Source organism: Saccharothrix syringae (assembly GCF_009498035.1).
In the GTDB taxonomy this organism is placed as follows: Bacteria; Actinomycetota; Actinomycetes; order Mycobacteriales; family Pseudonocardiaceae; genus Actinosynnema; species Actinosynnema syringae.
Genome location: NZ_CP034550.1, coordinates 353,076 through 375,275 on the forward strand (window position 1 = coordinate 353,076; position 22,200 = coordinate 375,275).

Below are 22,200 nucleotides of genomic sequence, written 5' to 3' on the forward strand. Positions count from 1 at the left end.
GCCCCCCGCCCGTTGGTCGGGCAGAACACGACGGGTCCCGCACGCGGAGCGCCCCGCCCCCGCGAGGGCGGTAGGCTGGTCGGACGGGCACGCCCGTCCGCGCCCGTCGACAAGTCAGGGAGGGTCGAGGCCGCCCGCCGGCCGTAAGTGCATGGACCGCAAGCGCCTGCTTCGCAACCCGCTGCTGTGGATCGTGGCGGTGTTGGTGCTCTTCTACGTCTTCAACGTGCTCTTCGACGACAACCGGGGCTACACCCCGGTCAAGACGTCCCAGGCACTGCAGCAGATCCGGGACGGCAAGGTCAAGGAAGCCACGATCGAGGACAAGGAGCAGCTGCTCAAGCTCACCTTGGTCGACGGCGCGACCGTCGAGGGCAGCAACCGCGTGCGGGCCCAGTTCCCGGCGAGCTCCACGGACGAGATCTTCACCATCCTGGACCAGGCGAACAACAAGCCGGTCGTCGAGACCAAGGTCACCCAGGACTCGTTCCTGATGCAGATGCTGCTGTACCTGATCCCCCTCGGGCTGCTGCTGCTCCTGCTGATGTGGATGATGAACAACGCCCAGGGTGGCGGCAACCGCGTCCTCAACTTCGGCAAGTCCAAGGCCAAGCAGCTCTCCAAGGACATGCCCAAGACGACGTTCGCCGACGTGGCGGGCGCCGAGGAGGCGGTCGAGGAGCTGTACGAGATCAAGGACTTCCTGCAGAACCCGGGCCGCTACCAGGCCCTGGGCGCGAAGATCCCCAAGGGCGTGCTGCTCTACGGCCCGCCCGGCACCGGCAAGACGCTGCTCGCGCGCGCCGTGGCCGGCGAGGCCGGCGTGCCGTTCTACTCGATCTCCGGCTCCGACTTCGTGGAGATGTTCGTCGGCGTCGGCGCCTCGCGCGTGCGCGACCTGTTCGAGCAGGCCAAGCAGAACGCGCCCTGCATCATCTTCGTCGACGAGATCGACGCGGTCGGCCGCCACCGCGGCGCCGGCCTCGGCGGCGGCCACGACGAGCGCGAGCAGACGCTGAACCAGCTGCTCGTCGAGATGGACGGCTTCGACTCGCGCGGCGGCATCATCCTGATCGCGGCGACCAACCGGCCCGACATCCTGGACCCCGCGCTGCTGCGCCCCGGCCGGTTCGACCGGCAGATCCCGGTGTCCGCGCCCGACCTGAAGGGTCGCAAGCAGATCCTGCGCGTGCACGCCAAGGGCAAGCCGCTGGGCCCGGACGTGGACCTGGACGGCCTGGCCAAGCGCACCGTCGGCTTCTCCGGCGCCGACCTGGCCAACGTGATCAACGAGGCCGCGCTGCTGACCGCCCGCCAGAACGGCACCGTGATCAACGGCGCCGCGCTGGAGGAGTCCGTCGACCGCGTGATCGGCGGTCCGGCCCGCAAGAGCCGGATCATCTCCGAGAAGGAGAAGAAGATCACCGCCTACCACGAGGCCGGGCACGCCCTGGCCGCGTGGGCCATGCCGGACATCGACCCGGTCTACAAGGTCACGATCCTGGCCCGCGGCCGGACGGGTGGGCACACCCTGTCCGTGCCGGAGGAGGACAAGGACCTGATGACCAGGTCGGAGATGATCGCCCGGCTGGTGTTCGCGCTGGGCGGCCGCTCCGCCGAGGAGCTGGTCTTCCACGAGCCCACCACGGGCGCGTCCAACGACATCGAGCAGGCGACCAAGATCGCCCGCGCGATGGTCACCGAGTACGGCATGTCCGCCCGCCTGGGCGCGGTCAAGTACGGCCAGGAGCACGGCGAGCCGTTCCTGGGCCGCACCGCGGGCAAGCAGGCCGACTACTCGCTGGAGGTCGCGCACGAGATCGACGAGGAGGTGCGCGAGCTGATCGAGGCCGCGCACACCGAGGCGTACGAGGTGCTCAACACCTACCGCGACGTGCTCGACTCGCTGACCCTGGAGCTGATGGAGAAGGAGACCCTGCACCAGAAGGACCTGGAGCGGATCTTCGCCAGCGTCGAGAAGCGGCCCCGGATCACCAAGTTCAACCAGTTCGGCACCCGCACCCCGTCGGACAAGCCGCCGGTCAAGACCCCGGCGGAGCTGGCCAAGGAGCGCGGCGAGCCGTGGCCGCCCGCGATCGAGGACGTCCGCGACGCGGAGCCCTCGGCGCCGGACCCCACGCCCGCGCCGCCGGTCAACCCGAACGGGCCCAACGGCAGCAACGGGGCGCCGTACCCGCCGCAGCCGTACCAGCCCTACCCGGGCCAGCAGCCGTACCCGGCCGGTCAGCAGCCGTACCCCGGCCAGGCGTACCAGCCGCCGCAGGCGCCGTCGGCCGTGCCGCCGAACTACGGCGCGCCGCCCGGCTGGACCCCGGCCACCGCACCGGGCGGCGGGGTGGCCCAGCCGCCGTGGCAGCCGCAGCCCGAGCAGCCGCAGGACGCGGAGGCCGGCAAGCGGAACTTCGACACGGACCCGGACAACCGCGCGTGACCGAGATCGACCAGACCGGCCTCTCCGGAAACGGGGAGGCCGGTCTCGCGCGCCGCCCCTTCGACCAGAAGCGCGCCGAGGCCGCGGTGCGGGAACTGCTGCTCGCCTGCGGCGAGGACCCCGAGCGCGAGGGCCTGCGCGACACCCCGGCGCGGGTGGCGCGGGCCTACCGCGAGCTGTTCGCCGGCCTGTTCACCGACCCGGACAGCGTGCTGGCCAAGACCTTCGACGAGTCGCACGAGGAGTTGGTGCTGGTCACCGACATCCCCATGTACTCGTTCTGCGAGCACCACCTGCTGCCGTTCCACGGCGTCGCGCACGTCGGGTACATCCCCAACGAGCACGGCCGGGTGACCGGGCTGTCCAAGCTGGCCCGCCTGGTCGACCTCTACGCCAAGCGGCCGCAGGTGCAGGAGCGGCTGACCTCGCAGATCGCCGACGCGCTGGTCCGGCGGCTCGAACCGCGCGGCGTGATCGTGGTGGTCGAGGCGGAGCACCTGTGCATGGGGATGCGCGGGGTGCGCAAGCCCGGGTCGCGGACCACCACCTCGGCGGTGCGCGGGCTGCTGCGGGACTCGGCGTCGTCCCGGGCGGAGGCGATCGAGCTGATCAGGGGACGGACGCGATGACCGTGTCCAGGCCCGCGCACTGCGTGGTGGTGGGCGTGCTGAACGTCACCCCGGACTCCTTCTCGGACGGCGGCCGCTACCTCGGCCTCGACGACGCCGTGGCGCACGGCGTGGCGCTGCACCGGCAGGGCGCCGACCTGGTGGACGTCGGCGGCGAGTCGACCCGGCCGGGCGCGGAGCGCGTGGCGCCGGACGTCGAGGCCGAGCGGGTCGCGCCGGTGATCCGCGCGCTGGTCGCGCGGGGCGTGCCGGTCAGCGTGGACACCACGCGGGCCCGGGTGGCCGAGGCGGCGCTGGAGGCGGGCGCGTCGATCGTCAACGACGTCTCCGGCGGGCTGGCCGACCCGGACATGATGCGGGTGGTCGCCGCGGCGCGCGTGCCCTACGTGCTGATGCACTGGCGCGGGCACAGCCGGGGGATGGACCGGCTGGCCGTCTACGACGACGTGGTGAAGGACGTGCGGGACGAGCTGTGCCGCCAGGTGGACGCGGCGCTGGCCGCCGGCGTGGCCGAGGACGACGTGATCCTCGACCCCGGCCTGGGCTTCGCCAAGGACGCCGACCACAACTGGCAGCTGCTCAACCGCCTCGACGCGCTGGTCTCGCTCGGGTTCCCGGTGCTGGTGGGCGCGTCCCGCAAGCGCTTCCTGGGCGCGCTGCTGGGCGGCCGGGTCCCCGACGGCCGCGAGGACGCGACCGCGGCGGTCTCGGCGCTGGCGGCGTTCAACGGCGCCTGGGGCGTGCGGGTGCACGACGTGGCGCGGTCGCTGGACGCGGTCGCCGTGGCGCGGGCGTGGAGGGCCGGGCGTGGCTGACCGGATCTCGCTGCGCGGCCTGCGCGTGCGCGGCCACCACGGCGTGTTCGAGCACGAGAAGCGCGACGGCCAGGACTTCCTGGTCGACGTCACCGCCTGGCTGGACCTCTCCCGCGCGGCGGCCACCGACGACCTGCGGGAGACGCTGCACTACGGCGAGCTGGCCGAGCGGGCGGCGGCGATCGTGGCGGGCGGGCCGTACGACCTGATCGAGACGGTGGCCGGGAAGATCGCCGACGAGGTGATGACCGACCTGCGGGTGCGGGCGACCGAGGTGACCGTGCACAAGCCGTCCGCCCCGATCCCGCTGACCTTCGCGGACGTGTCGGTGACCATCCGGCGGACCCGTGACTAGGGCGGTCCTGTCGATCGGGTCGAACCTGGGCGACCGGCTCGGGTACCTGCGGATGGCCGTGGCGGGGTTCGCGGCCGAGCTGGTCGCGGTGTCCCCGGTGTACGAGACGGCGCCGTGGGGCGTGACCGACCAGGACGACTTCCTCAACGCGGTGCTGGTGGTGTCCGGCGACCTCGACGAGTGGGGCTGGCTGCGGCGCGGGCAGGCGCTGGAGGAGGCGTCGGGGCGGGTCCGCGAGCGCCGCTGGGGGCCGCGGACGCTGGACGTGGACGTGGTCACCGTGGACGGGGTGCGCTCGACCGACCCGGCGCTGCTGCTGCCGCACCCCGGTGCGTTCGAGCGGGCGACCGTGCTGGTGCCGTGGCTGGACGTGGAGCCGGACGCGGTGCTGCCCGGGCACGGGCGGGTGGCGGACCTGGTGGCGGGGCTGGACCTCGGTGGCGTGACGCGGCGGGACGACCTGCGGTTGGCGTGACGGCCCGGGTGGCTCGCGCGTGGTGTGGTTCGGTGGTCGGGTGGTCCGGCGGTGTCGCCGGTCCTCGGTGGACCGTCGGCGGAGGACTTCGGGGACGATGGTGGGGTGAGGTTCACCAAGCCCCGTGACCTGTTCGCCGCCGCCCTCGTCGCGGGTCTGCTCGCGCACCTGCTGGTCCGGCTGTCCTACGACACGCTCCCGCCGCTGCCCACCTTCGCCGGGTTCACCCTGCTGGTGATCGCGGCGGTGAACCTGTGGCTCGCGGTGTCCCTGCGGGCCCGCATCCTGCGCAAGCCCGGGTCCCGGCCGGTGGAGCCGCTGACCGCGGCGCGGGCCGTCGCGCTGGCCAAGGCTTCGTCGCTGCTGGGCGCGCTCATGCTGGGCGCGTGGGCCGGGGCGCTGGCCTACGTGCTGCCGGTGCGCGACGAGTTCGAGGCGGCGGGCCACGACACGGTCAGCGCGGTCGTCGGCGTGGTGTGCGCGGCGGCGCTGATCGGTGCCGGGCTGTGGCTGGAGCACTGCTGCAAGACGCCGCACGACCCGCACCGCGACGAGTGAAACCGGACGCGGAGGTCTCGATCGGGTAACTGGCCGGTACGGTAGACGCCATGACCGGGCGAGGCGCGTCGGACGATGACGAGCAGCAGGACCGCGGTCGTGGCGTCGGGCGCCTGCTGCTGGTGGCGGCTTTGGCGCTGGCCCTCGGTGCCGCGGCGGTGCTGGTGCTCAGCGACAACGCCCGCTGGCTGCGCCTGGCCGTGATCGCCGCGCTGTGGGCGGCCCTGGTGGGCGCCTTCCTGGCGGCCCGCTACCGCAGGCAGGTCGCCGACCGCGAGGACGAGGTGGCCGACCTCCAGTCCGTCTACGAGCTGGAGCTGGAGCGCGAGGTCGCCGCCCGGCGCGAGTACGAGCTGGAGGTCGAGGCCGAGACCCGGAAGCGGGTGCAGGAGGAGGCCAAGGACGACCTGGAGGCGCTGCGCGCCGAGCTGCGCGCCCTGCGGGAGAACCTGGAGGCCCTGCTCGGTGGGGAGGTCCTGGTCGAGCGGGTGGCGCTGCGCGCCGAGTCGACCCGGATGCGCGCCCTGTCCGACCAGTCCCGGCTGATGTCGCTGGGCGGTGACCAGCGGATCATCACCGCGGGGACCGCGCTGCCCGCGGCGAAGAAGGGCGAGAAGGCCGCGCCGGAGCGCACCGAGCTGATCGAGCGGGTCAACCACGACACCTCGCGCAAGGACCAGGTCCGGCGGCCCGAGCCCAAGCGCCCCGAACCGGTGCGGCGGGAACCGGCCCAGCCGGTGCGCCGCGAACCCGCCCGGGCCGCGCAGCAGCGCCCGGCCGCTCCCGGCGGGGGGCGGCGGGAGGGTGCGCCGAAGGTCGAGCCGACCGAGCGCGTGGGTCGGGCCGACGTGGGTGGTCGGGCTGACGTCGGTGGTCGGGCTGATGTGGCGGGTCGGGCTGACGTGGCGGGTCGGGCTGACGTGGGTGGTCGGGTCGACGTGGGTGGTCGGGTCGACGTGGGTGGTCGGGCTGATGTGGGTGGTCGGGCCGATGTCGTGGGCCGGGCCGAGGTGGCGGGCCGGCTGAGCCCGCCGGAAGCACCGCGCCCGACCGAGCCGACCCCGCGCACCCCGGAACCGGCCGAGCCCGCCGCCCAGCGGCGCGGCCGGGTGGCCGAGCGCACCGAGATGATCAGCCGGGACGCGGTGGTGCAGCAGGGCGCCGAGCGGCGCCGACCGGACGTGCCCGTGCGGAGGTCGCCGGGTGAGCGCGCGGCAGGTCGCTCGGAGGCCACGGGCGAGCACCGGCCCGTGACGGGGAAGCCGGGCGAACCCGGGCAGGCGCGACCGGCCGACGACCGCGTCGACGAGGCGCGGCGGAGCGGTGGGCGGGTCGACCTGACCGGCGAGCACCGCCCGGTGACGGGTGCCGCGGGGAGGCGGCCGGGCCTGGAGGCGCGCCGCGCCGAGCTGACCGGCAACCACCAGCCGGTGCGCGGGGGCGGTCAGCCGACGCGGGCCGAGATGACGGGCAACCACCAGCCGGTGCGGGGCGGCAAGCAGCCCGTGCGCGCCGAGCTGACCGGCAGCCACCAGCCCGTGCGCCCGGACCAGGCGGCCGGTTCCCGCCCCGGGCCCGCCGGGCGTCCCGACCAGACCGGCAGCCACCGCCCGGTGTCCGGCGGGCGTGCCGAGCAGACCGGCGGCCACCAGCCCGTGCCCACCGAGCCGCCGGGTCGCCGGTCGGTCGAGCGCCGGGACGCCGAGGCGTCGAGCGGTCGTTCGGCGGGCTCCGCGTCGGGCTCGGTCACGGCGCGGGGACGTCGCCGGGCGCCCGAACCCGCCGACCCCGCCGAGTCCGGTGGCCGCCGCCGTGCCGAGGACCGGCAGGACACGTGGGAGGAGATCTCCAAGCCGAGCCGGCGCAGCGCGCCCGCGCCGGAACCGGCCGAACCCGCCGGTGCCCACGCGGACGGCAAGTCGGTCAGCGAACTGCTCGCCGCGTTCGGCGGGGCGGACTCGCCGCGCCGCCGGCGGCGCCGGGGCGAGGACTGACCCGGCCCGGCTCGGCCGACGCCGCTCGGCCTGTTCGGGGCTCGGCCTGACCGGGGCTCGGCCTGACCGGGGCTCGGCCTGACCGGGGCTCGGCCTGACCGGGGCTCGGCCTGACCGGGGCTCGGCCTGACCGACCCGTCCCGCCCCGCTCGCCACCGGCCGCGCCCGCCTGCCCCGCCCCGCTCCACCCGCTACTTGTCGATGTCGCCGACCACCACGGCGAACGACCCCAGCACCGCCGGCAGGTCCGCCACCCGCGTCCCCGGCAGCAGCGCCGACAGCGCCTGGACGTTGTTGAACGAGGGCGTGCGCAGCTTCAACCGCCACGGCGTCTTCTCACCGCGCGACGCCAGGTGCACCCCCGACGTGCCCAGCGGCGCCTCGACCCACGTGTAGACCGACCCCTCGGGCGCCTTGATCGCCTTGGGCAACCGCACGTTCACCGGTCCGCCCGGCAGCCGGTCCAGGCACCGCCGGGCCAGCTCGACCGACTGGCGCACCTCGTCCACCAGGCACCGGACCCGGGCGAGCGCGTCGCCCTCCGACCGCACCACCGGCCGCACGCCCAACCCCTCGTAGCCGGGCAGCGGGTCGTCGCGGCGCAGGTCGAAGTCCACGCCGGAGGCCCGGCCGATCGGGCCGGTCACCCCGAACGCCAGCGCGTCGTCCCCGCTCAGCACCCCCAGGCCGGCCAGGCCCCCGGGCACCTCGCCGGGGTCGACGGCCGCCAGCGCCTCCCGCACCCGGTCCACCCAGCCCGCCGGGACGTCCTCACGCAGGCCGCCGATCCGGTTGAACATGAAGTGGATCCGCCCGCCGGACGCCTCCTCCAGCACGGCCTGCACCGCGTCGCGGTCCCGCGCGCCGGTGAGCGGGGTGAGGAACACCAGGTGCGCCATCACCCGGTTCAGCTCGCACAGCAGCGCGCGCAGCACCTGGGCCCGGGGCGGCACCTCCATCCCGGTCATCCGCTCCACGGCCAGCGCGACGGCCAGCTCGTTGCAGAACGCGGCGAGCCAGTCGTGCCGGTTGGCCAGGGTCAGCACCTGCCGGTAGTCGCGGACCTCGAACAGCTTCTCCGCGCCCCGGTGCAGGTGCCCGACGAGCGGTTCGGCCGCGGTGATGACCTCGTCGTCGCGGACGGTCAGCCGCAGCCGGTACGCGCCGTGCGCCGACGGGTGCAGGGGGCCGAGGTCGACCACCCGGTCGACCCCGAGGTGGCGGGCCCCGGCGCCCACGCCAACGGTGATCTCCACCCGGTCATGCTCGCACGGCGCCTAGTCGCGGGTGACGGCGAACAGGAAGCAGCCGTGCGACGCGCTGCGGACCTGCACCTCCGCCACCCGCGGGTCGTCGAGCCACCCGGCGACGCCGTCGGCCAGCGCCCCCGGCGCGACCACCCCGCCGTCGTGGATGCGGCCGTCCGCCGTGTACGCCCGGAGCAGGCGCTGGTTGCCGCACAGGGCCGCCGGCAGCTCGTCGGTGCCCGCCGGCCCGGCGCACGGCTCGGCGTGCGCGAACACCGGCCCCACCTCCTCGTACGGCCCGCGGCCCGCGCTCGGCGCGTAGCGGAACAGCACGAGCGGCTCACCCGCGCCGGCGCGGCGCAGGCAGCACCGCAGGGGCGTGTCCGGTGCCTCGGCATGCAGCTCGTGGTGCTCGTCGGTGCCGGCCAGCTCGCGGGCGCGGGTCAGGACGTCGGTGGGGATGGCGTGGATCTTCATGTGCCCAGGTTCACTCGTTGGTGGGCGCCTGGCCGGCGGTCTTCGGACCTGGGCACGGACCCGGGCACCCGGACCCGGGCACCCGGGCCTCACCACACCGGGCGGATGCCGCCCTCCGAGCCCTCCAGGTACGCCTCCAGCGCCTCGCGCAGCGCCGCGTGCCGCCCGGCACCGGCGACCGCGGCGAACTCCGCCTCCAGCTCGGCCCACAGCCCGTCGGCGAAGCGCAGGTAGGACCGGCCCTTCCCGGTCAGCTCCAGGACCTGCGCCCGGCCGTCGGTCGGGTGGGCGGTGCGCCGGACGTAGCCCCAGTCGACCAGCTCGGCCACGGTCTTCGTCGCCGCCTGCTTGGTCACGCCCAGGTGGGCGGCCAGCTCGACCGCGGTGCGGCCGGGCCCCTCGGCCAGGAACCGGAACGCGTAGCCGTGCGCCGGGCGCAGCGGTTCCAGGTCCCGCTCGGCCAGCCGCGCGTGGAACCGGTCGGTCATCACGCGGAAGGCGCGGGCGAACAGCATCGACACGGGTTCCACGATCGCCTAGTCTGCAACTAGACAACCAAGTTTACTAGTTTGGAGAGCGATGTTCGAGCGCCACGGCTTCGTGTTCAAGCCCCACGCCTCCCCGTCCCTGGGCAGCGAGCAGATCGCCCTGTGGACGCTGGAGGTGCCCGCCGACGCCCGCGGCGAGCGGCACCAGGTGGACAAGGAGGAGGTGTTCCACGTGCTCTCCGGCCGGGTCACCGTCCACGGCCGCGACGCCGGGCCCGGCGACACCGTGATCGTCCCGCCGCACACCGAGTTCGAGCTGGTCGGCGGCCCGGCCACGGTCCTGGTGGCCACCTCCGTCGGCATCACCGGCCTCATCGGCGACCAGCGGCTGGCCCCGCCCTGGGCGCAGTGACCCGGGGCACCGCCTAGGGCCGCCAGGGCGGCAGCGGCGGCAGCAGGTCGGCCACCGGCACGCCCACCCCGTGCAGGAGCCAGCCGAACGAGCCCAGCCCGCCCTCGGCCCGCAGCTCGGCGATGCGCGACGCCCGCCCGGCCGCCGCCAGCCAGTCGGCGGCCGCCGGGTCCACCGCGCCGACCAGGCCCAGCGCCCCCAGCGCGTCCCGCTGCGACACCAGCACCCAGTCGCCGCCCGCCGCGGCCGCGCACGCGTCCAGCGCCACGTGCGCGGTCAGGTCGCAGCTCCCGTCGAACACCGGCTCCACCCGCCGCCCGCCGCGGTAGGCCGCGAACGTGCCGGACGCGTACCGGCCCGCCGCCCGGTCGGCCCGCAGGTGCCCGTAGTCCACCGCCAGCGCCGCGCCGCGCGCCACCCGCCCGACCGCGTCCGCCCACGCCGCGTCCCGGGGCGCGCCCACCTCGGCCCGCTCCCCGGCGCGCAGCGGCCACCACCGCGCCAGCCACGGGTCGTCCGACGGGCCGGTGACCAGCGGGCACGGGACCGCGTCCAGCCACTCGTGCCCCACCAGCAGCCCGTGCACCGGCGCGGGCAGCTCCCGCGCCCACCGCACCCCCGGCAGCGACCGGGCCGGGCCCACGTCCACCGCGGTCACCACCAGCCGCGCGGCCAGCGACCCCGAAGCGAGCGACCGCACCGACGCGGCCAGCTCGCCGCCGCCCGCGCCCACGTCCACGAAGTCCAGCCGCGCGGGCCGGCCCAGCGCCGCGTCGACCCGGTCCAGCAGCTCCAGCAGCGCTTCCGCCAGCTCGGGGCCCACCAGCGGCGCGGTGCGGAAGTGGTCGGCGGGCACCTCGCCCCGGGTGAAGAACCCCGCCGGCCCGTACAACGCGTCGCGCCACGCGCGTTCCGAGTCCACCATCAGTCAAGTGTCCCTTTAAGGTTGCCCCCCGTGACCACTCCCGCCCGCAAGCGCGTCGAGCAGCGCCGCTGGACCGTGCTCCTCCCGGTCGTCGGGCTGATCGCGCTGGGCGTGTCCGGCCTGGTGCTGCTGGGCCTCGGCACGAGCAGCGTCGGCCTGCTGCCCATCCTGGTCGGCGCGCTGGCCGCGCTGGTCCCGGTCGTCGCGGTGCTCGGCGCCTACCTGTGGGTGGACCGGTGGGAACCGGAGCCGGCGAAGGTGCTGCTGCTGGCCTTCGCCTGGGGCGCGTGCGGCGCGACCATCACCTCGCTGGTGTTCAACCAGACCGCGCACGTGCTCGGCGAGCTGATCAACGGCGACGGCGCCACGTTCGCCGCCGTGGTGGGCGCGCCGGTGGTGGAGGAGGCCGCGAAGGCGGCGTTCATCCTCGCGGTGTTCCTGCGCCGCCGCCAGGAGTTCGACGGCGTGGTGGACGGCATCGTCTACGCCGGCGTCACCGCCGCGGGCTTCGCCTTCACCGAGAACATCTGGTACTTCGCCCGCGTGTTCTCCGACAGCGGGTTCGGCGACCTGAGCAGCGGCGTGGTCGCGCTGTTCGTGCTGCGCGGGGTGCTCTCGCCGTTCGCGCACCCGCTGTTCACCTCGATGACCGGCATCGGCGTGGGCATCGCGGCGATGACCGGCAGGCGCGGGCTGCGCTACGCCGCGCCCCTGCTGGGCTACCTGGCCGCGGTCGGCCTGCACTCGCTGTGGAACTTCTCCACCACGGTGGGCACCGGCTCCACCTTCATCAACCTCTACTTCCTGATCATGGTGCCGATCTTCGCGGGCATGGTCTGGCTGGTCGTCTGGCAGCGCCGCCGGGAGCAGCGGGTCGTCGCCGCCCAGCTGCCGGAGATGGCCGCGCGCCGCTGGATCGCCTCCAGCGAGGTCACCCTGCTGGCCAGCCTCCAGGGCAGGCGCCGGTGGCGGCGCGCGGTCCGCCGCAAGGTCGGCGAGCAGGCGGCCAGGGCCGTCACGGGCTACCAGGTGGCCGCCACGGAGCTGGCGTTCCTGCGGCACCGGATGGCCCAGGGCACCGCGGGCGCCAACGCCGACGAACGTCACGCCAAACTGCTCGAAGCCCTCGTCGCCGCACGTCAGGCGGCCGTGGACGCGCCGGGTGCGCTGAGGGCCGCGGGTGGTGTTCGTCGCAGTTGACGGCAGTGGGCAACGCACCGGATTACGCTCGCGGCCGTCGTCCGGTACCCGCGCAAAGGGACTGGAACGCCGCTTAAGGAGCTACGTCGCATGGACGCGACCCCCCGCCCCGCGCGGCTGGCCGTGGGAGTGATCTCGGCCGGTCGGGTGGGTTCGGTGCTGGGCGCCGCGCTGTCCCGAGCGGGGCACGTCGTGAGCGCCGTCGCCGCCGTGTCGCGCGAGTCGCGGCGCCGCGCCGAGGAACTGCTGCCGGACGCGCCGGTGCTGCCGCCCCCCGAGGTGGCCGCCTCGGCCGACCTGGTGCTGCTCGCCGTGCCCGACGACGAGCTGCCCGGCCTGCTCCGGGGCCTGGTCGCCACCGGCTCGCTGCGCGCCGGCCAGATCGTCGTGCACACCTCCGGCGCGCTGGGCGCCGCGGTGCTCGCGCCGGCCGCCGAGGTGGGCGCGCTGTGCGTGGCGCTGCACCCCGTGATGACCTTCACCGGCCGCGCCGAGGACGTGCAGCGGATGGCCGCGTGCTCGGTCGGCGTCACCGCGGCCGACGGCGACGAGGTCGCCTGGAACGTCGGCGAGGCGCTGGTGGTGGAGATGTCCGCCGAGCCCGTGCGCGTGCCCGAGGCCGCCCGGCCGCTCTACCACGCCGCCCTGGCGCACGGCGCCAACCACCTGATGACGCTGGTCGCCGACTGCGCCGACCTGCTGCGGGAGGCGGGCGTCGGCAACGCCGAGCGCGTCCTGGGCCCCCTGCTCTCCGCCGCGCTGGACAACGCCCTGCGGCACGGCGACCGGGCGCTCACCGGGCCGGTGGCGCGCGGCGACGCCGGCACCGTGGCCAGGCACCTGGCCGTGCTGGCCGACCACGACACCCTGCCCGCCTACCGGGTTCTCGCGCTCCGCACCGCGGCGCGCGCTCAGGCCGCCGGGCTGCTCAAGCCCGGACCGGCGTCCGACGTCCGCACCACCCTCGAGGACTGACCAGGCATGACCAAGCCGCTCACCAAGGACGACTACCAGCCGGGCGACGTCACGGTGCACCACGACCCCCGGCGCCTGAACCGCGTCACGAGGGCGCTGCGGGCCGCGGGCCGCAACGTCGCGCTGGTGCCGACGATGGGCGCCCTGCACGAGGGCCACCGCAAGCTCATCCGCGAGGCCCACGTGCTCCAGAACACCGTGGTCGTCGTCTCCATCTTCGTCAACCCCAAGCAGTTCGGGCCGGGCGAGGACTTCGAGCGCTACCCGCGCACCCTGGAGTCCGATGTGGACATCTGCCGGGAGGAGCGCGTCGGCCTGGTGTTCGCCCCGTCGGTGGAGGACATGTACCCGCCGGGCGGCACGGTCACCGTCGACCCGGGCCCGCTCGGCGACGAGCTGGAGGGCGCGAGCCGACCCGGCCACTTCGCGGGCGTGCTGACCGTGGTGGCCAAGCTGTTCAACATCGTGCAGCCCACCTACGCGGTGTTCGGCGAGAAGGACTACCAGCAGCTCACGCTGATCCACCGGATGGCGCGCGACCTGGACTTCCCGCTGGACGTGGTGGGCGTGCCCACCGTGCGCGAGCACGACGGCCTGGCGCTGTCCTCGCGCAACCGCTACCTGTCCGAGGCGGAGCGGCACGCCGCCACCGCGCTGTCCGCCGCGCTGGTGGCGGGCGCGCACGTCAGCGGGCAGGGCGCGGAGGCCGTGCTGAAGACCGCCCGCGAGACCATCGCCGCCGAGCCCGGCGTGGAGCTGGACTACCTGGAGCTGCGGGCGCCCGACCTCGGGCCGGCCCCGGCCAACGGCGACGCCCGCCTGCTGGTCGCCGCCCGGGTCGGCTCGACCCGACTGATCGACAACGCCGCCGTGCTGCTCGGCACGGGTGACGAGTGAGGGGGACCGCGATGTTCCGCACCATGCTCAAGTCGAAGATCCACCGCGCCACCGTCACGCAGGCCGACCTGCACTACGTCGGCTCGGTCACGGTGGACGAGGACCTGATGGAGGCCGCCGACCTGCTCGCGGGCGAGCAGGTCGCGATCGTGGACGTCACCAACGGCGCGCGCCTGGAGACCTACGTCATCCCGGGCGAGCGCGGCAGCGGCGTGATCGGCATCAACGGCGCGGCCGCGCACCTGGTCAAGCCGGGCGACCTGGTCATCCTGATCGCCTACGGCCAGATGGACGACGCCGAGGCGCGCTCGTACCGGCCGAAGGTGGTCTTCGTCGACGCCGGCAACAAGGTCGTCGAGCTGGGCGCCGACCCCGCGCACGCCCCGGAGGGCTCCGGCCTGCTCAGCGGCGCGGTGACGGTCCCGGCCGAGACCGAGGACGCGGCGGCGCTCGACGCGCTGATCCAGGCCGAGAACTAGGGGGACCGGAGTGCTGCTCGCCGTCGACGTCGGCAACACCAACATCGTGCTGGGCCTGTACGACGGCACCGGGGACAAGGCCGCGCTGGTCCGCGACTGGCGGATGCGCACCGACGCCCGGATGACCGCCGACGAGCTGGCGCTGACCATGCGCGGCCTGCTCGGCGAGTACGCGGACAAGATCACCGGCATCTCGGCGCTGTCCACCGTGCCCGCGGTGCTGCGCGAGCTGCGCGTGATGCTGGGCCGCTACTACTCGTCCGTGCCGAAGGTGCTGGTCGAGCCGGGCGTGCGCACCGGCGTGCCGCTGCTGGTGGACAACCCCAAGGAGGTCGGCTCCGACCGGGTGATCAACACGCTGGCCGCGCACCACCTGCACAGCACCGCGTGCGTGGTGGTGGACTTCGGCACGTCCACGAACCTGGACGTGATCTCGGCCAGGGGCGAGTTCCTGGGCGGCGCGCTGGCGCCGGGCATCGAGATCTCGGTGGACGCGCTGGCCGCGCGCGCCGCGCAGCTGCGCAAGGTGGAGCTGGTGCGGCCCCGGTCGGTGATCGGCAAGAACACCGTGGAGTGCCTGCAGTCCGGCATCGTCTACGGGTTCGTCGGCCAGGTCGACGGCCTGGTGCGGCGGATCGTGGCCGAGCTCCAGTCGAGCGACCCGGGCCCGGTGACGGTCATCGCCACCGGCGGCCTCGCGCCCCTGGTGGTGGGCGAGTCCGCCACCATCCAGGGGCACGTGCCGGACCTGACGCTGCTGGGGCTGCGCCTGGTGTTCGAGCGGAACATGCGCTGAGGCGTCAGGCGGTCGCCCGGAGCGCCCGCACGACGTAGGTGAGCAGGGGCAGGTCGAACTCGCCCCGCGTCTCCGGCCGGGACCGGAGGAACGCGAGCATCCGGGCGTTGACCTCCTCGCGCTCCTCCGCCGGGACCACCAGCAGGTGCGAGTGGGTGTTGAGGGTGGCCACCAGGGACTCGGCGGTGCGCCGGTGGGAGTGCCGGAAGGTCTCCTCCGCCCGGTCGGCGAACAGCCCGTGGTCGGGCAGCCAGTCGAGGTCCAGGTCCCGCGCGCGGGCGCTGGACCCGGACGCCTCCTTGAACTCCGCGACCCACGGCACCGACAGGTCGTCGTCGTTCCACAGGGCGGCCAGCACGCCGCCGGGCCGCAGCACGCGGGCGATCTCCGGCAGGGCGCGCGGCGGGTCGAACCAGTGGAAAGCCTGCCCCACCAGCACGGCGTCCACGCTGCCGTCGGGCAGGGGGATGCGCTCGGCGCTGCCGGGCAGCGCGCGCACCGCGCCGTGCCGGCGCACCAGCTCGGCGAGCATCCCCTCGTCCGGCTCGACCGCGGTGACGTGGTGGCCCTCGGCGACCAGGACGCCGGTCAGCTTGCCGGTGCCGGCGGCCAGGTCCAGCACCTCGCGGCGGCCGGGTCCCAGCGGTGCCAGGGCCCACCGGACCGCGGTGGCGGGGTAGTCGGGTCGGTGTTCGGCGTAGGCCGCGGCGTGCGCTCCGAAGGAGTTCGCCCGCCGGGCGCGCAAGTCGTCTCCCGTCATCGACCCGAGCCTAGCGAGATCCGGTTCGATCGCCCCGGGGGTTCTTCCGTACCCTTGCTCCCCGTGAGCGAACAGCCGGCGACCCCTTCCGCGACCAGCGACGACGACCTCCCCGAGCAGATGCGGGTGCGCCGCGAGAAGCGGGCGCGGCTGCTGGAGCGCGGCGTCGACCCCTACCCGGTCGAAGTGCCCCGCACGCACACGCTGCGCGAGGTGCGCGAGGCCCACCAGGGGCTGGAGCCCGACACGAGGACCGGGGACGTGGTGGGCGTGACCGGCCGGGTCATGTTCATCCGCAACACCGGCAAGCTGTGCTTCGCGACGCTGCGCGAGGGCGACGGCACCGAACTCCAGGCGATGCTGAGCCTGGACGGCGTCGGCGAGACCGCCCTGGCCGAATGGAAGTCCGACGTCGACTTGGGCGACCACGTATTCGTGCGCGGCGAGGTCATCACGTCCCGGCGCGGCGAACTGTCCGTGCTGGCCGGCGAGTGGCGGTTGGCCGCGAAGGCGCTGCGCCCGCTCCCGGTCGCGCACAAGGAACTCGCCGAGGAAACCCGCATTCGGCAGCGCTACGTGGACCTGATCGTGCGCGAGCAGGCCAGGAACACGGTGCGCAACCGGGCCGCCGTGGTCCGGTCCTTGCGGGAGTCGTTCCACCGGCGCGGTTTCGTCGAAGTCGAGACCCCGATGTTGCAGACGTTGCAGGGCGGCGCGACCGCCCGCCCGTTCGTGACGCACTCCAACGCCCTGGACATCGACCTGTTCCTGCGCATCGCGCCGGAGCTGTACCTGAAGCGGTGCGTGGTCGGCGGTATCGAGAAGGTCTTCGAGATCAACCGCAACTTCCGCAACGAGGGCATGGACTCGTCCCATTCGCCGGAGTTCTCCATGTTGGAGTACTACGAGGCGTACGCCACCTACGACACCAACGCGGTGCTGACCCGGGAGCTGGTGCAGGAGGCCGCGCTGGCGGTGGCCGGCTCGCACGTGGTGACGCTGGCCGACGGCGAGGAGTACGACCTCGGCGGCGAGTGGACCACGCTGAGCATGTACGACTCGCTGTCCGCGGCGGCCGGCGAGGAGGTCACGCCCGAGACCTCCGCCGAGGCGCTGCGCAAGCTCGCCGAGAAGTCCGGCCTGGAGCCGGACCCCAAGCTGGGCCACGGCAAGCTGGTCGAGGAGCTGTGGGAGCACCTGGTGGGCCACGGCCTGCACGCGCCGACCTTTGTGCGCGATTTCCCGGTCGAGACCTCCCCGCTCACCCGGCAGCACCGCACCCGTCCGGGTGTGGCCGAAAAGTGGGACCTCTACGTGCGCGGTTTCGAGTTGGCCACGGGATACTCCGAACTGGTGGACCCGGTGGTGGAGCGGGAGCGCTTGGAAGCCCAGGCGCGCCTTGCCGCGACCGGGGACGCCGAGGCCATGCCGGTCGACGAAGACTTTCTGCGATCGCTGGAGTACGGAATGCCACCGAGCGGTGGGGTCGGAATGGGCATCGACCGGCTCCTGATGGCGCTCACCGGTCTCGGTATCCGGGAGACGATCCTGTTCCCCCTCGTGCGCCCGGAATGAGTAACTTCTCGGACTCCGGGCGGCGCATTCCGCTACTTGTGCGCTAACCTGCACTCGCCAATGCTTTAGGTCGCGGTCGGGGAGCACACCGCGCATTCGAGTCCAGGAGGATACGCATGGCGCAGAAGGTCACCGTGACCCTGGTCGATGACCTGGACGGTGGGAAGGCCGAGGAGACGGTCGGTTTCGGTTTGGACGGCGTGTCCTACGAGATCGACCTTTCTGCGGGCAATGCGTCCAGGCTTCGCGACGCCCTCGCCGACTTCGTCGCCAGCGCGCGCAAGGCCGGTGGTCGCAAGCGCGGTCCCGGTCGGCCCGCCGGCGTGAAGGCGGCCCGTCCGGCCTCGGCCGACCGGGAGCAGAACCAGGCCATTCGGGAGTGGGCCCGCAAGCAGGGGATGAAGGTGTCCGACCGCGGGCGCATCCCGGCCGAGGTGCTGGAGGCGTACCACCAGCAGGGCTGACGGCGGCGGGCGCGTGGCGCACGCCACGCAATTACGCCAATCGACGAAGGGGCGCCGGGGATTCCGGCGCCCCTTGGTTGTTTTTTCGGACCGACCGCCCGTGCGGCCGTGAAGATCCATTTGTTGGTCCGTTCCCCGTAGTGGTGATCTTCTCTTCGCAGTCCCTTCGTCTCGATTGGTCGTGGCGCTCGACACGTCCCGTGCGCCGGGGATCACCCGATCGTGTTCGGTTAGGCTTGCCTCACCCGGTCCGGACGGTGAGGAGGAGCACCTTGGGCCTCCGCGCCGCGCGCCTGTCGCTGCTGCTCGGCCTGCTGCTCGCGGTGGTGCTGGCGAGCATCGCCCTCGGCGCCCGGGACATCCCGCCGGACGGGGTGTGGAAGGCGCTGACCGCGCCGACCGGCACCGAGGACGACCTGGTCGTGCGCGGCCTGCGGGTGCCGCGCACCCTGTTCGGCCTGGTGGTCGGCGCGGCCCTGGGCGTCGGCGGCGCGCTGATGCAGGGCCACACCCGCAACCCGCTGGCCGACCCCGGCATCCTCGGCGTCACGCAGGGCGCCTCGTTCGCGGTGGTGCTGTCGATCTCCGCCCTGGGCGTCGCGGACGTCCGCGGGTACGTGTGGTTCGCGTTCGCCGGCGCGCTGGCGGCCGGCGTGGTGGTGTTCCTGCTCGGCTCGGGGCCGTCCGGGCCGACGCCGGTGACCCTGGCGCTGGCGGGCGCGGCGGTGTCCGCGCTGATGAACGGGCTGGTGTCCGCGCTGGTGCTGCTGGACCGGCAGGGCCTGGACGCGTTCCGGTTCTGGCAGCTCGGCGGCATCGCCGGGCGCGAGCCGGTGGTGCTGTGGCAACTGCTGCCGTTCCTGCTGCTGGGGCTGGCGCTGGCCGCGTTCAACGCGACCGGGCTCAACGCCCTGGCGCTGGGCGACGACGTGGCGCGCTCGCTCGGGCACCGCGTGGCGGCGACCCGGGTGGTGGGGCTGGTGGCGATCACGCTGCTGGTGGGCGGCTCGGTGGCGGCGTGCGGGCCGATCGCGTTCGTCGGGCTGGTCGTGCCGCACCTGGCGCGGGCGCTGTCCGGGCCCGACCACCGGTGGCTGCTGCCGTTCGCCGCGGTGCTGGGCGCGGCGGTGCTGCTGGCGGCCGACGTGGTGGGCCGGGTGGTGGCGCGGCCCGGTGAGCTGCCGGTGGGCATCGTGATGGCGCTGGTCGGCGCGCCGGTGTTCATCGCCCTGGTGCGGCGGCGGAAGCCGGTGCGGCTGTGACCGCGGTGCGGGTCGGAGCGGTGTCCGGGCGGCTGCGGTGGCGGCCGCTGGTGCTGGTGGTCGCGGGGGCGGCCCTGCTGGCGCTGGTCGCCGGGGTGGCGGTCGGGCTCGGCGACGTGCCGCTGGGGCTCGGGCAGGTCCTGGACGTGCTGCTCGGCGGCGGGACGCGCGGGCAGCGGTTCGTGGTGCTCGACCTGCGCCTGCCCAGGGTGCTGACCGGGGTGCTCGTCGGCGCCGCGCTCGGGGTGGCGGGCGCGGTGTGCCAGGCGATCGCGCGCAACCCGCTGGCCAGCCCGGACGTGCTGGGCGTGACCTGGGGCGCCGGCGCGGGCGCGGTCACCGTGATCACCTTCGCCGGGTCGTTCGGCGCGGTCGGCGGCGCGGTGGCGGGCGTCGCGGTGCCCGCGGCCGCCCTGGCCGGCGGGCTGCTGGCCGGGCTGCTGGTGCACGGGCTGGCGTGGCGGCGCGGCGTCGAGGGCTTCCGGCTGGTGCTGGTCGGCATCGGCGTGTCCGCGGTGGCGGTCAACCTCACCCAGTACCTGCTGACCGTCGGCGACGTGACCGACGCGGCGCGGGCGGTGGTGTGGCTGACCGGCAGCCTGAACGGGCGCGGCTGGGAGCACGCCGTGCCGGTGGGGCTGGCCCTGGCGGTGCTGCTGCCCGCGGCGCTGTCGGGGACCCGGCTGCTGGGCGCGTTGCAGTTCGACGACGACACCGCGCGCGGCCTGGGCGTGCGGCTCAACGGCGCGCGGGGGGCGTTGCTGCTGCTGGCGGTCGTGCTGGCGGCGGTGGCCACGGCCGCGGCCGGGCCGGTGGCGTTCGTGGCCCTGGCGGCGCCGCAGGTCGCGCTGCGCCTGGCCGGCACGGCCACGCCGCCGCTGCTGGGGTCGGCCGTGGTCGGCGGGCTGCTGGTGGCGGTGTCGGACCTGGTGTCGCGGACCGCGTTCGGCGGGGTCGAGCTGCCGGTCGGCGTGGTGACCGCGGTGCTCGGCGCGCCCTACCTCATGTACCTGCTCGTCCGCACTCGCCGGGAGGCCCGCGCATGACCGCTGGTTCCGCTGTTCGGCTCCGCGCCGAGTCGCTGTCGGTCGGCTACGGCGAGCGGCTGGTGGTGTCCGGGCTCGACCTGGACGTGATGTCCGGTTCGGTGACCGCGGTGATCGGGCCCAACGGGTGCGGCAAGTCCACCCTGCTGCGGGCCCTCGGGCGGCTGCTGCCCGCGCGGTCGGGCGCCGTCCTGCTCGACGGCAGGCGGATCGACCGCACGCCCACCCGCGAGGTGGCCAGGGTGCTGGCGGTGCTGCCCCAGTCGCCGCAGGCGCCCGAGGGGCTGACCGTGGCCGACCTGGTGGCGCGCGGCAGGCACCCGCACCAGTCCTGGTACCGGCAGTGGTCGGCGGAGGACGAGGAGGCGGTGGCCGAGGCGCTGGGCATGACCGGCATGGCGGAGTTCGCCGACCGGGCCGTGGACGAGCTGTCCGGCGGGCAGCGGCAGCGGGCGTGGATCTCGATGGCGCTGGCCCAGGGCACCGACCTGCTGCTGCTCGACGAGCCCACCACCTACCTGGACCTGGCCCACCAGGTCGACGTGCTGGACCTGGTGCAGCGGTTGAACGCCGAGTTCGGGCGGACCGTGGTGATGGTGCTGCACGACCTGAACCTGGCCGCGCGGTACGCGGACCGGCTGGTGGCGATGCGGGCCGGCGAGGTCGTGGTGGCCGGCCGGCCGGACGAGGTGCTGACCGAGGCGAACCTGCTGGAGGTGTTCGGCCTGGAGGCGCGCGTGGTCGTCGACCCGGTCGCGGGCACGCCGCTGGTGGTGCCGATCGGGCACCGGCACCGCTGACGCGGTCGGCCCGGTCTAGCAGACGCGGGGGCAGGTGGCGCAGGCCGCGGCGCCCGGCAGCGCGAAGTGGAAGCAGCAGCTCTCCCGGCGCCGCGTCCAGCCGGTCCCGGTGGCCCGCAGGGTGGAGGCCGAGGTGAACGGCTCCAGCTTCGCCGGCAGCAGCAGCGTCGAGTCCACCACGCCCGCGGTCTCGTCGCCGCACAGCTGGCCCGCGGTCCACGCGGCGGTGTCCAGCGCGTCCGTCGCCGCCGCCCACAGCATCCGGCGGCCCAGCCGGACCGTCGAGCCGAACGCGCCGACGAACGCCGCGGCGTGCGCCGCGAACCGGGCCCGCAGGACCGCGGCCAGGGCGTGCTCGTCGGCGACCACCGTGGCGTCCGGGTGGTCGTTCTCGGGGTCGTCGGGCAGGCACGCGAACTCGTCGGCGAGCAGCGCCACGCCGGTGGTGTGCGGCCGGCCGTCGTCGGCGACCCTGATCGCCAGGTCGGAAGGCCGAAGCGACGGCACCCGCCGGGCGGTGTGGAACAGCACGCCGCCCATCAGGCCGACGACGTTGAGGTACCAGCTCATCACGTACCCGGCCGTGGTGCGGTCGGGCGCCTCGCCGTACTGCTCGCGCAGCCACTCGGCCAGCGCCTTGCGCCACGCGTCGAACCGCTCGGGCTCGTCGGTGAACTCCGCGCAGGTGGTCCACCCCGACCGGTCGGCCGGGAGGCCGAAGCGCACCTCGAAGCCCTCGGTCAGGCCCGCGGCCCTGGTCAGGGAGTCGGCCACGGGCGTCGTCGTGGCGTCGCGCGCGGTCACCCTCGCCGGTACGGTCATGTCCACAGGTCCTCGGGGTCCGGGTCCTACTGGGGTCGTTCAGGCTTGCCTAACCTTACCCAGGTAAACCTAACTTACGCCTTCGTGGTGACGCCGGTCACTTCGGGCACGCCGAACGGTGGAATGTTCGCGCTCAGCGGACACCGTCCGATCCGTGGAATCTCCCAGGCAGATCACGCGTTGGTACCGATGTCAGAGATCCCCGAAGACGACTGCACGCGTGCGGGAACTGAGAGTGTCGGGACTGACGACTACAGTGGTCCCACGGTGCCGCGCTCTCCACGGTCTGCCAGTGGT

General features: G+C 74.4%; 24 protein-coding genes. 18 read left to right on the forward strand and 6 right to left on the reverse strand.

Going from position 1 to position 22,200, the window contains the following annotated elements; translation table 11 throughout:
- The first annotated feature begins 151 nt into the window (after positions 1–151).
- The 7 genes from ftsH to EKG83_RS01675 all read left to right on the forward strand — a co-directional run bounded on the left by ftsH (position 152) and on the right by EKG83_RS01675 (position 7,278).
- Positions 152–2,452: an ATP-dependent zinc metalloprotease FtsH gene (gene ftsH, locus EKG83_RS01645; RefSeq protein WP_033432366.1), complete on the forward strand. Its 2,301-nt coding sequence runs from the start codon at positions 152–154 to the stop codon at positions 2,450–2,452.
- A 5-nt stretch (positions 2,453–2,457) separates the two neighbouring features.
- Positions 2,458–3,081: a GTP cyclohydrolase I FolE gene (gene folE, locus EKG83_RS01650; protein ID WP_051766241.1), complete on the forward strand. Its 624-nt coding sequence runs from the start codon at positions 2,458–2,460 to the stop codon at positions 3,079–3,081.
- Positions 3,078–3,896, forward strand: coding sequence for a dihydropteroate synthase (gene folP, locus EKG83_RS01655; protein WP_033432364.1), 819 nt, complete (start codon positions 3,078–3,080; stop codon positions 3,894–3,896). The genes folE and folP overlap by 4 nt, the downstream gene beginning before the upstream one ends.
- Positions 3,889–4,251: a dihydroneopterin aldolase gene (gene folB, locus EKG83_RS01660; RefSeq protein WP_033432363.1), complete on the forward strand. Its 363-nt coding sequence runs from the start codon at positions 3,889–3,891 to the stop codon at positions 4,249–4,251. The genes folP and folB overlap by 8 nt, the downstream gene beginning before the upstream one ends.
- Positions 4,244–4,726 (forward strand): 2-amino-4-hydroxy-6-hydroxymethyldihydropteridine diphosphokinase, encoded by a 483-nt coding sequence (gene folK / locus EKG83_RS01665; protein ID WP_033432362.1) that lies wholly within the window; start codon positions 4,244–4,246, stop codon positions 4,724–4,726. Before folB ends, folK begins: the two co-directional genes overlap by 8 nt.
- Before the next feature lie 105 nt (positions 4,727–4,831).
- A complete protein-coding gene (locus EKG83_RS01670) occupies positions 4,832–5,284 on the forward strand; it encodes a DUF3180 domain-containing protein (protein WP_033432361.1) in 453 nt (150 codons plus the stop codon).
- Positions 5,285–5,334: 50 nt separating this feature from the next.
- Complete coding sequence (locus EKG83_RS01675) at positions 5,335–7,278, forward strand: DUF6779 domain-containing protein (RefSeq protein ID WP_037330519.1); 1,944 nt, start codon at positions 5,335–5,337, stop codon at positions 7,276–7,278.
- A 191-nt stretch (positions 7,279–7,469) separates the two neighbouring features.
- Here the strand turns inward: EKG83_RS01675 and EKG83_RS01680 are convergent, their stop codons facing one another.
- The 3 genes from EKG83_RS01680 to EKG83_RS01690 all read right to left on the reverse strand — a co-directional run bounded on the left by EKG83_RS01680 (position 7,470) and on the right by EKG83_RS01690 (position 9,532).
- On the reverse strand, positions 7,470–8,534 hold the full coding sequence (locus tag EKG83_RS01680) for an NADH-quinone oxidoreductase subunit D (RefSeq protein ID WP_033432360.1): 1,065 nt from the start codon (positions 8,532–8,534) through the stop codon (positions 7,470–7,472).
- Between the two features lie 21 nt (positions 8,535–8,555).
- On the reverse strand, positions 8,556–9,002 hold the full coding sequence (locus EKG83_RS01685; RefSeq protein ID WP_033432359.1) for a DUF1203 domain-containing protein: 447 nt from the start codon (positions 9,000–9,002) through the stop codon (positions 8,556–8,558).
- 89 nt (positions 9,003–9,091) lie between these two features.
- Positions 9,092–9,532, reverse strand: a complete 441-nt coding sequence (locus tag EKG83_RS01690) for a MarR family winged helix-turn-helix transcriptional regulator (RefSeq protein WP_228122475.1) — start codon at positions 9,530–9,532, stop codon at positions 9,092–9,094.
- Positions 9,533–9,581: 49 nt separating this feature from the next.
- On the opposite strand from EKG83_RS01690, the gene EKG83_RS01695 reads away from it, so the two are divergent.
- On the forward strand, positions 9,582–9,902 hold the full coding sequence (locus EKG83_RS01695; protein WP_033432358.1) for a cupin domain-containing protein: 321 nt from the start codon (positions 9,582–9,584) through the stop codon (positions 9,900–9,902).
- 13 nt (positions 9,903–9,915) lie between these two features.
- Here the strand turns inward: EKG83_RS01695 and EKG83_RS01700 are convergent, their stop codons facing one another.
- Entirely contained in the window at positions 9,916–10,827 is a 912-nt protein-coding gene (locus EKG83_RS01700; protein ID WP_033432357.1) for an SAM-dependent methyltransferase, read from the reverse strand.
- A gap of 75 nt (positions 10,828–10,902) precedes the next feature.
- On the opposite strand from EKG83_RS01700, the gene EKG83_RS01705 reads away from it, so the two are divergent.
- From EKG83_RS01705 to EKG83_RS01725, 5 genes are all read left to right on the forward strand, one after another.
- Positions 10,903–12,027: a PrsW family intramembrane metalloprotease gene (locus EKG83_RS01705; RefSeq protein ID WP_033432388.1), complete on the forward strand. Its 1,125-nt coding sequence runs from the start codon at positions 10,903–10,905 to the stop codon at positions 12,025–12,027.
- A 90-nt stretch (positions 12,028–12,117) separates the two neighbouring features.
- Positions 12,118–13,002, forward strand: coding sequence for a Rossmann-like and DUF2520 domain-containing protein (locus tag EKG83_RS01710; protein ID WP_033432356.1), 885 nt, complete (start codon positions 12,118–12,120; stop codon positions 13,000–13,002).
- A gap of 6 nt (positions 13,003–13,008) precedes the next feature.
- Positions 13,009–13,899: a pantoate--beta-alanine ligase gene (gene panC, locus EKG83_RS01715; RefSeq protein WP_033432355.1), complete on the forward strand. Its 891-nt coding sequence runs from the start codon at positions 13,009–13,011 to the stop codon at positions 13,897–13,899.
- Positions 13,900–13,910: 11 nt separating this feature from the next.
- A complete protein-coding gene (gene panD, locus EKG83_RS01720) occupies positions 13,911–14,378 on the forward strand; it encodes an aspartate 1-decarboxylase (protein ID WP_033432354.1) in 468 nt (155 codons plus the stop codon).
- Between the two features lie 10 nt (positions 14,379–14,388).
- On the forward strand, positions 14,389–15,174 hold the full coding sequence (locus EKG83_RS01725; RefSeq protein ID WP_033432353.1) for a type III pantothenate kinase: 786 nt from the start codon (positions 14,389–14,391) through the stop codon (positions 15,172–15,174).
- 4 nt (positions 15,175–15,178) lie between these two features.
- Here the strand turns inward: EKG83_RS01725 and EKG83_RS01730 are convergent, their stop codons facing one another.
- Positions 15,179–15,934, reverse strand: coding sequence for a class I SAM-dependent methyltransferase (locus tag EKG83_RS01730; protein ID WP_033432352.1), 756 nt, complete (start codon positions 15,932–15,934; stop codon positions 15,179–15,181).
- 63 nt (positions 15,935–15,997) lie between these two features.
- Here EKG83_RS01730 and lysS point away from each other — a divergent pair, with 63 nt between their 5' ends.
- From lysS to EKG83_RS01755, 5 genes are all read left to right on the forward strand, one after another.
- Positions 15,998–17,509 carry a lysine--tRNA ligase gene (gene lysS / locus EKG83_RS01735; protein WP_033432351.1) on the forward strand — a complete coding sequence of 504 codons (1,512 nt, stop codon included), beginning with the start codon at positions 15,998–16,000 and terminating at the stop codon, positions 17,507–17,509.
- Between the two features lie 116 nt (positions 17,510–17,625).
- Positions 17,626–17,973 carry a histone-like nucleoid-structuring protein Lsr2 gene (locus EKG83_RS01740; protein WP_033432350.1) on the forward strand — a complete coding sequence of 116 codons (348 nt, stop codon included), beginning with the start codon at positions 17,626–17,628 and terminating at the stop codon, positions 17,971–17,973.
- A 272-nt stretch (positions 17,974–18,245) separates the two neighbouring features.
- A complete protein-coding gene (locus tag EKG83_RS01745; RefSeq protein WP_228122476.1) occupies positions 18,246–19,235 on the forward strand; it encodes a FecCD family ABC transporter permease in 990 nt (329 codons plus the stop codon).
- Entirely contained in the window at positions 19,232–20,281 is a 1,050-nt protein-coding gene (locus tag EKG83_RS01750) for a FecCD family ABC transporter permease (protein WP_033432348.1), read from the forward strand. The genes EKG83_RS01745 and EKG83_RS01750 overlap by 4 nt, the downstream gene beginning before the upstream one ends.
- A complete protein-coding gene (locus EKG83_RS01755) occupies positions 20,278–21,081 on the forward strand; it encodes an ABC transporter ATP-binding protein (RefSeq protein WP_033432347.1) in 804 nt (267 codons plus the stop codon). The genes EKG83_RS01750 and EKG83_RS01755 overlap by 4 nt, the downstream gene beginning before the upstream one ends.
- Before the next feature lie 15 nt (positions 21,082–21,096).
- Here the strand turns inward: EKG83_RS01755 and EKG83_RS01760 are convergent, their stop codons facing one another.
- On the reverse strand, positions 21,097–21,903 hold the full coding sequence (locus EKG83_RS01760) for a (2Fe-2S)-binding protein (protein ID WP_084716659.1): 807 nt from the start codon (positions 21,901–21,903) through the stop codon (positions 21,097–21,099).
- Positions 21,904–22,200 lie beyond the last annotated feature (297 nt).